General features: G+C 59.2%; 8 protein-coding genes. 2 read left to right on the top strand and 6 right to left on the bottom strand.

From position 1 onward, the window contains the following. Window positions 1-43: 43 nt before the first annotated feature. From ACTJJN_RS12790 to rplM, 5 genes are all read right to left on the bottom strand, one after another. Window positions 44-823, bottom strand: a complete 780-nt coding sequence (locus ACTJJN_RS12790; RefSeq protein WP_003251826.1) for a cytochrome c1 — start codon at window positions 821-823, stop codon at window positions 44-46. Next, window positions 823-2,034, bottom strand: a complete 1,212-nt coding sequence (locus ACTJJN_RS12785) for a cytochrome b (protein WP_003251825.1) — start codon at window positions 2,032-2,034, stop codon at window positions 823-825. The genes ACTJJN_RS12790 and ACTJJN_RS12785 overlap by 1 nt, the downstream gene beginning before the upstream one ends. Continuing rightward, window positions 2,034-2,627, bottom strand: a complete 594-nt coding sequence (petA, locus tag ACTJJN_RS12780) for a ubiquinol-cytochrome c reductase iron-sulfur subunit (protein ID WP_003251823.1) — start codon at window positions 2,625-2,627, stop codon at window positions 2,034-2,036. Before petA ends, ACTJJN_RS12785 begins: the two co-directional genes overlap by 1 nt. A 262-nt stretch (window positions 2,628-2,889) precedes the next feature. Then, window positions 2,890-3,282 carry a 30S ribosomal protein S9 gene (gene rpsI, locus ACTJJN_RS12775; protein WP_003251821.1) on the bottom strand — a complete coding sequence of 131 codons (393 nt, stop codon included), beginning with the start codon at window positions 3,280-3,282 and terminating at the stop codon, window positions 2,890-2,892. A gap of 14 nt (window positions 3,283-3,296) precedes the next feature. Continuing rightward, window positions 3,297-3,725, bottom strand: coding sequence for a 50S ribosomal protein L13 (gene rplM / locus ACTJJN_RS12770; RefSeq protein ID WP_003251819.1), 429 nt, complete (start codon window positions 3,723-3,725; stop codon window positions 3,297-3,299). Between the two features lie 258 nt (window positions 3,726-3,983). Between rplM and ACTJJN_RS12765 the strand changes: the two genes are divergently transcribed. Continuing rightward, window positions 3,984-5,024: an NADP(H)-dependent aldo-keto reductase gene (locus ACTJJN_RS12765; RefSeq protein WP_003251817.1), complete on the top strand. Its 1,041-nt coding sequence runs from the start codon at window positions 3,984-3,986 to the stop codon at window positions 5,022-5,024. 190 nt (window positions 5,025-5,214) lie between these two features. After that, on the top strand, window positions 5,215-6,135 hold the full coding sequence (locus tag ACTJJN_RS12760) for a GlxA family transcriptional regulator (RefSeq protein ID WP_173881439.1): 921 nt from the start codon (window positions 5,215-5,217) through the stop codon (window positions 6,133-6,135). Window positions 6,136-6,241: 106 nt separating this feature from the next. On the opposite strand, the gene zapE is transcribed toward ACTJJN_RS12760, so the two are convergent. Continuing rightward, window positions 6,242-7,336: a cell division protein ZapE gene (gene zapE, locus ACTJJN_RS12755; protein ID WP_003251813.1), complete on the bottom strand. Its 1,095-nt coding sequence runs from the start codon at window positions 7,334-7,336 to the stop codon at window positions 6,242-6,244. Window positions 7,337-7,432 lie beyond the last annotated feature (96 nt).

The raw sequence follows: 7,432 nt of genomic DNA, 5'->3' as shown, positions 1-7,432 counted from the left end.
AGGCCACCCCGGGCGCGTTCAACAACCAGAAACTACTGCGTGATCAGTGCACGTCCTTCCAGTATTCACGCTTGAGCAAGTAGGCGAATACGAAGAAGAAAGCCAGGTACAGCAACACATAGGTGCCGATGCGCTGGCTTTCCAGTTTGACTGGGTTGGCCGAATAGGCCAGGAAGGTCACAAGGTTCTTGACCTTCTCGTCGAACTGCTCGGTCGTCAGGGTACCGGAATTCGGCGTAATGGTCAGCTGATCGCAAGCTTCATGGGTCAACGGGCTGCCGGTCAACGGGTCGAATTGCTTCTTGCCCTCGACCACCGTCTGCACCTGCTTGCAACCCACCACCTGGTTACCTTGCAGACCCACCAGCACGTTAGGCATGCCGACGTTCGGGAACACCTTGTTGTTCACCCCGTAAGGGCGCGATGGGTCCTCATAGAAGCTGCGCAGGTAGGTGTAAAGCCAATCGGTACCGCGCACGCGGGCAACCAGGGTCAGGTCGGGCGGCGCGGCACCAAACCAGGTCTTGGCGTCGCTGGGCTTCATGCCGATCTGCATGTGGTCACCAATCTTGGCGCCCGTGAACACCAGCTTCTCGAGCATCAACTCATGCGGGATACCCAGGTCATCAGCCACACGCTCGTAACGCTGGAACTTGGCACTGTGACACCCCATGCAATAGTTGGCGAAGGTACGCGCACCATCCTGCATAGCGGCCTTGTCAGTCAGGTCGATATCGACCTTGTCCAGCTCCAGGCCAGTTTCGGCAGCGAAGGAAAAGGCAGGCATCACTGCCAGCAAAAATACTGCAATCAACTTTTTCATCAGCCAGTCACCCTTTCCGGAACCGGTTTGGTCTTCTCAAGCCTTGTGTAGAACGGCATCAGCAGGAAGTAGGCGAAGTACAGCACCGTGCATACCTGCGACAACAAGGTACGCCCAGGTGTCGGTGCCAGTACGCCCAGCACGCCGAGGATGACGAAGGCCACGCAGAACACCAGCAGGAAGACCTTGCTGATCCAGCCCTTGTAACGCATGGAACGCACTGGGCTGCGGTCGAGCCAGGGCAGTACGAACAGCACGGCGATGGCCGCCCCCATGGCAATGACGCCCATCAGCTTGTCAGGCACCGCACGCAGGATTGCGTAGAACGGTGTGAAGTACCACACCGGCGCGATGTGCTCTGGGGTCTTGAAGGCGTTGGCCTGCTCGAAGTTAGGTTTCTCGAGGAAGTAACCGCCCATTTCAGGGAAGAAGAACACCACAGCGCAGAACACGAACAGGAACACCACCACGCCGACAATGTCTTTGACGGTGTAGTACGGGTGGAACGGAATACCATCCAGCGGAATACCGTTTTCGTCCTTTTTCTTCTTGATGTCGACGCCATCAGGGTTGTTCGAACCCACTTCGTGCAAGGCGAGGATGTGCAGTACCACCAGGCCAAGAATCACGATTGGCAGGGCAACCACATGCAGGGCGAAGAAGCGGTTCAGGGTGATGCCCGAGATCAGGTAGTCACCACGGATCCACTGGGTAAGGTCATCACCGATCACCGGGATGGCACCGAACAGCGAGATGATCACCTGGGCGCCCCAGTACGACATCTGCCCCCATGGCAGCAGGTAGCCCATGAACGCTTCAGCCATCAGCGCCAGATAGATCAGCATGCCGAACAGCCAGACCAGCTCGCGTGGCTTCTGGTAGGAGCCATAGAGCAGGCCGCGGAACATGTGCAGGTAGACCACGATGAAGAACGCTGACGCCCCCGTGGAGTGCAGGTAGCGCAGAATCCAGCCGTATTCCACGTCGCGCATGATGTACTCGACCGAGGCGAACGCCTCTTCCGCCGAGGGCGTGAAGCTCATGGTCAGCCACACGCCGGTCACGATCTGGTTGACCAGCACCAGCAATGCCAGGGAGCCGAAGAAGTACAGGAAGTTGAAGTTCTTGGGTGCGTAATACTTGCTGAGGTGGTCTTCCCACATCTTGGTGGCGGGGAAGCGAGCATCAATCCAGTCCATGAACTTGCTCATCATGCGTTCTCCTGGTCGACGCCAATGACGATGATCTCGTCCGACTCATAAGAGTGCGGTGGCACGGGCAGGTTGAGAGGCGCTGGCTGGGACTTGTAGACACGGCCAGCCAGGTCATAGTGAGAGCCGTGGCATGGGCAGAAGTAACCACCTACCCACTTCGGCCCAAGGTCGGCGGGCGCCACCTCTGGTCGGAAGGTGGGCGAGCAGCCCAGGTGCGTGCACAGGCCGACGAGAATAAGAATTTCCGGCTTGATCGAGCGAACCTCAGGGTCGACGTACGCTGGCTGTACCGAGGCCTTGGACTCGGGGTCGGACAGGTCACCCGTGATTTTTTTCAGATTGCCAAGGATTTCCTCCGTTCGCCGCACGATGAATACGGGCTGGCCACGCCACTCGGCCACCATCTGCTGCCCCGCCTCGACCTTGGCGATGTTGACCTTCACCGGTGCACCCGCGGCTTTCGCCTTGGCACTGGGAAACCATGACCCCACGAACGGTACCGCAGCCCCCACTGCCCCCGCCGCCCCGACCACGGATGTCGCGGCTACGAGGAAGCGGCGCCGGCCTGCGTTGACGCCGTCATTGCTCATTCAGTCCTCTCCCATCAGCTTGCTTGGCCAGTTGGACCTGGCCTGTACTTAGGTTGTGTCAATGGCACTAAAAATTGGCCGCCATGGTAAGAAACAAATCCACACACTGACAAGGTGATTACCCCGGCAAGGGCGACAACCCACGCTTTGCTTGATCTACGTCTATGCGACAAGCGGCCACTGACTGCTGACAGGTTAGTTCAAGGCTAAAAAAAAAGCCCGGTTCCAAGGAACCGGGCTTTTTTCGACTGCCGAAGCGGTATTAACGCTTGGAGTACTGAGGACGCTTACGCGCTTTACGCAGACCCACTTTCTTACGCTCAACTTCACGAGCGTCGCGGGTGACGTAGCCAGCACGACGCAGAGCGCCACGCAGGGTTTCGTCGTATTCCATCAGAGCGCGGGTGATACCGTGACGGATCGCACCGGCCTGACCGCTGACACCACCACCGGAAACGGTGACGTAGATGTCGAATTTCTCAACGGATTCAGTCAGCTCGAGCGGCTGGCGAACAACCATGCGAGCGGTTTCGCGACCGAAGAACACGTCCAGAGAACGGTTGTTGATGGAAATGTTACCAGTACCCGGACGCAGGAATACGCGAGCGGTTGCGGTCTTGCGACGGCCAGTGCCGTAATTTTGAGTCGCCGACATAATGAACTATCCCGTTAGATCTTCAGTTCTTGAGGCTGCTGAGCAGTGTGTGGGTGAGCAGCACCCGCGTACACTTTCAGCTTGCGGTACATGTCGCGACCCAGCGGGTTCTTAGGCAGCATGCCTTTGACCGCAGTTTCGATAACACGCTCAGGGGCCTTGGCGATCAACTTCTCGAAGTTGATTTCCTTGATACCGCCTGGGAAACCGGAGTGGGAGTAGTACATTTTGTCGGAAGACTTGGCACCAGTCACACGAACCTGCTCGGCGTTGATAACGACGATGTAGTCGCCGGTGTCAACGTGAGGGGTGTATTCTGGTTTGTGTTTGCCACGCAGACGGGTAGCGATTTCGGTAGCCAGACGACCCAGGGTCTGGCCAGCGGCGTCGACTACGAACCACTCGCGCTTTACTGTTTCCGGTTTAGCAGTAAAAGTTTTCATTCTCTAAAGCCTCAGAGGCCGCCCAGCGAAAAATAGACGGCGAATCTTACTGGATAGTGCACAGCTTGCCAAGGGCAAGCGCGCAGCCGAACACAGACGCTTTTGGGGGCTCGGGTCGGGCACGCCAATGTTCGACGGGGTTCTTCCTGCGTGATGGTGCATCACTTCCGCCACGCGGAGAGGGGCTGAATTATCCAGATTGCGCGAAAAATTTCAACCTGCTTTGATTGGCTTCTATTGCCAAGGAGTGACTAACCGATGGAATACCGCCAGCTCGGCCGTACCGACCTCAACGTCAGCGCCCTGTGCCTGGGCACCATGACCTGGGGCGAGCAGAACATCCAGGCCGAGGCCTACGAGCAAATTGCTCGGGCCAAGGCCGCCGGGGTCAACTTCATCGACACCGCCGAGATGTACCCGGTCCCTCCCCGCCCGGAGACCTACGCGGCCACCGAGCGCATCATCGGCAACTGGTTCCGTGACCATGGCGACCGCGACGCGTGGATCCTGGCCAGCAAGGTTGCAGGCCCGGGGAACGGCATCAGCCATATCCGTGACGGGCAGCTCAAGCACAACCGTCAGCACATCGTCGCGGCGCTGGACGAAAGCCTCAAGCGCCTGCAGACCGACCGCATCGACCTGTACCAGTTGCACTGGCCAGAGCGCAGCACCAACTTCTTCGGCAAGCTGGGCTACCAGCACCTGCCGCAGGATCACTTCACCCCACTGGAAGAAACCCTCGAAGTGCTCGACGAGCAGGTGCGTGCGGGCAAGATCCGCCACATCGGCCTGTCCAACGAAACGCCGTGGGGCACCATGAAGTTCCTGCAACTGGCCGAGAGCCGTGGCTGGCCGCGGGCGGTATCGATCCAGAACCCGTACAACCTGCTCAACCGCAGCTTCGAGGTGGGCCTGGCAGAAGTGGCCATACGCGAGCAGTGTGGCCTGCTGGCCTATTCGCCGCTTGCCTTCGGCATGCTCTCGGGCAAGTACGAGAACGGCGCACGGCCGGACAATGCACGCCTGACCCTGTTCAGCCGCTTTGCCCGTTACTCCAACCCACAGACCGTGGCGGCCTGCAGCCGCTACGTGCAGCTGGCCCGCGAGCACGGCCTGGACCCGGCGCAAATGGCCCTGGCGTTCGTCACCCGACAGCCGTTCGTGACCAGCAACATCATAGGTGCCACCAGCCTGCAGCAGCTGGACAGCAACCTGGCCAGCCTTGAACTGAACCTGAGCGCCGATCTGCTGACAGCGATCGAAGCCATTCATCAGGAGCAGCCCAACCCGGCGCCTTGAGCCAAACACTGCGCCCCGCTTCGCGCCGCTGTTACATGGGGTAGACACAATCGCCAAAAAATAAGACGATCCAGCCGGTGATTGACCACTCTACCCTATAAGAACAATGACAATGATGTTTACCCAACCCTCAGCGTCGCTGCGGCGCGTCAGCATCCTGGCCATTGACAAGGTGTTCGCTTCGACCTTGATGCAGGCCAAGGACTTCTTCCACCTCGCCAGCCTGCGCTATAGCAAGCAGCTGGGCCTGGGCTTGCAGCCCATGTTCGACATCCGCCTGGTGAGCCCCGACAGCCAGCCCGTGGACAGCTTCAGCAATGTGCAGTTACCGGTTGACGGCGGCCTGGACGACGCCGATGTGATCATCCTCCCGGCCTACTGGGATGATTTCGACAACTTGCTGCAGCGTTACCCACAGGTGCTGCCGTGGCTGCGTGAACAGCACGCGCGTGGCGCGGTGCTGTGCGCCGAGGCCAGTGGTGTGTTCTGGCTGGCCGAATCCGGCCTGCTCGATGGCAAGGAAGCGACCACCTACTGGCGCTTCTTCAACAGCTTTGCCGAACGCTTCCCGAAGATTCGCCTGAACCAGGACAAGCACCTGACCGATGCCGACAATATCTATTGCGCCGGCGGTGCAACCTCGGCCTGCGACCTGTACATCTACCTGATCGAACGCTTCTGCGGTGCCAACGTGGCCCGTGCAGTGTCCCGCGATATCCTCTACGAAGTGCAACGCAACTACACCCCGGGGCGCATGGGCTTTGGCGGGCAGAAACTGCACCAGGACCTGATCATCCTGCAGATCCAGCACTGGCTGGAGGAACACTTCGCCGACAAGTTCCGCTTCGAGGATGTGGCCCGCAACCACGGCATGAGCATCCGCAACTTCATGCGTCGCTTCCAGGGCGCAACGGGTGACAAGCCGCTGCATTACCTGCAACGGTTACGCATCGAGACAGCCAAGGGGTTGTTGTCGAGTACGCGCAAGAGCATCAAGACCATCAGTTACGAGGTGGGGTATGACGATGCCAGTTTCTTTGCGCGGCTGTTCCGCCAACACACCGAGTTGTCGCCGAACCAGTATCGGCAGCAGTTCATGCAGGAAGCCTGAAAGGCTTCCAGAGCGGCAGGTTTCGAGCTTGAAGCGACAAGGAAAAACCAGAGCGGATCGCGCATTGCCCTGAACTTTCCTTGTCGCCTGACGCTTGCCGCTGCCGTCAGGGCTTGTGTGCGCGCGCCAGGAATTCGTGCGATTGCATCTCCAGCAACCGGCTCAGGGTACGCTGGAACTCGAAGCTCAGACGCCCACCGGTATACAGGTCCTTCAACTCCACCTCGGCCGAGATGATCAGCTTGACGTTGCGATCGTAGAACTCGTCCACCATGTTGATGAAACGACGGGCGATGTCGTCGGTGGTGACGCCCATCTGCTCCACGTTGCTCAGCAATACGGCGTGGAAGATCTTGCCCAGCTCAATGTAGTCGTTCTGGCTGCGCGGCCCGTCGCACAGGGCGCGGAAGTCAAACCAGGCGACGTCGTCGCAAGTACGCAGGGCATTGATCGGGCGGTTCTCGATCATCAGCACGTCGTTTTCGATCGCCTGGGTGCACTCAGGGGTGAGCGCCTTGAAGCTGGCGCGCATGCTCTGGTGCGCCGCGTCATCGAGTGGGAAGTGGAACAGTTCAGCCTGCTCCAGGTGACGCAGACGGTAGTCGACCCCGCTATCGACGTTCACCACGTCGGTGTACTGCTTGATCATGGCGATAGCCGGCAGGAAGCGTGCACGCTGCAGGCCGTCCTTGTAGAGGCCGTCCGGCACGATGTTGGAGGTGGCCACCAGCGACACGCCATTCTTGAACAGCTCTTCCATCAAGGTGCCGAGGATCATGGCGTCGGTAATGTCCGACACGAAGAATTCGTCGAAGCAGATCACCTTGGCTTCTTCGCTGAAGCGCTTGGCAATGAGGGTCAGCGGGTTCTTCTCGCCCTTGAGGGTTTTCATCTCCTCGTGCACACGCTTCATGAAGCGGTGGAAGTGCGTACGCATCTTCTGCTTGAACGGCAGCGCTTCGTAGAAGGTATCAACCAGGTAGGTCTTGCCTCGCCCCACCCCACCCCAGAAGTACAGGCCCTTGACCGGGGTCTGCTCCTTCTTGCCGAACAGCTTGCCGAACACGCCCGGCTTGTTGTTCTGCGCGTGCACCAGGTCGTCGTACAGGCGCTGGAGGTGACGCACCGCAGTTTCCTGCGCCGCGTCATGGAAGAAGTCGGGACGTTTCAGATCTGCTTGATAGCGTTCTAAGGGAGTCATGATTCGTTAGCGAGGCAACAAAAAACGGGCCGTCACTGTAGCGACAGGCCCGCTTAATGGCAATCAGTCTGTGGGAGCGGGCGTGCCCGCGAACAC

The sequence above is a fragment of the Pseudomonas sp. 22515 genome (assembly GCF_052044625.1).
GTDB classification, from domain to species: Bacteria; Pseudomonadota; Gammaproteobacteria; order Pseudomonadales; family Pseudomonadaceae; genus Aquipseudomonas; species Aquipseudomonas alloputida.
The sequence above is the reverse complement of the archived record's forward strand: the minus strand, read 5'-3'. Positions and strand labels throughout refer to the sequence as shown.

What these genes read in the sequence shown, in the direction of transcription:
- ACTJJN_RS12790 (WP_003251826.1), bottom strand. Translation starts at nt 823, where the DNA reads ATGAAAAAGTTGATTGCAGTATTTTTGCTGGCAGTGATGCCTGCCTTT.
- zapE (WP_003251813.1), bottom strand. Translation starts at nt 7,336, where the DNA reads ATGACTCCCTTAGAACGCTATCAAGCAGATCTGAAACGTCCCGACTTC.
- rpsI (WP_003251821.1), bottom strand. Translation starts at nt 3,282, where the DNA reads ATGTCGGCGACTCAAAATTACGGCACTGGCCGTCGCAAGACCGCAACC.
- ACTJJN_RS12765 (WP_003251817.1), top strand. Translation starts at nt 3,984, where the DNA reads ATGGAATACCGCCAGCTCGGCCGTACCGACCTCAACGTCAGCGCCCTG.
- rplM (WP_003251819.1), bottom strand. Translation starts at nt 3,725, where the DNA reads ATGAAAACTTTTACTGCTAAACCGGAAACAGTAAAGCGCGAGTGGTTC.
- ACTJJN_RS12760 (WP_173881439.1), top strand. Translation starts at nt 5,215, where the DNA reads ATGCAGGCCAAGGACTTCTTCCACCTCGCCAGCCTGCGCTATAGCAAG.
- petA (WP_003251823.1), bottom strand. Translation starts at nt 2,627, where the DNA reads ATGAGCAATGACGGCGTCAACGCAGGCCGGCGCCGCTTCCTCGTAGCC.
- ACTJJN_RS12785 (WP_003251825.1), bottom strand. Translation starts at nt 2,034, where the DNA reads ATGAGCAAGTTCATGGACTGGATTGATGCTCGCTTCCCCGCCACCAAG.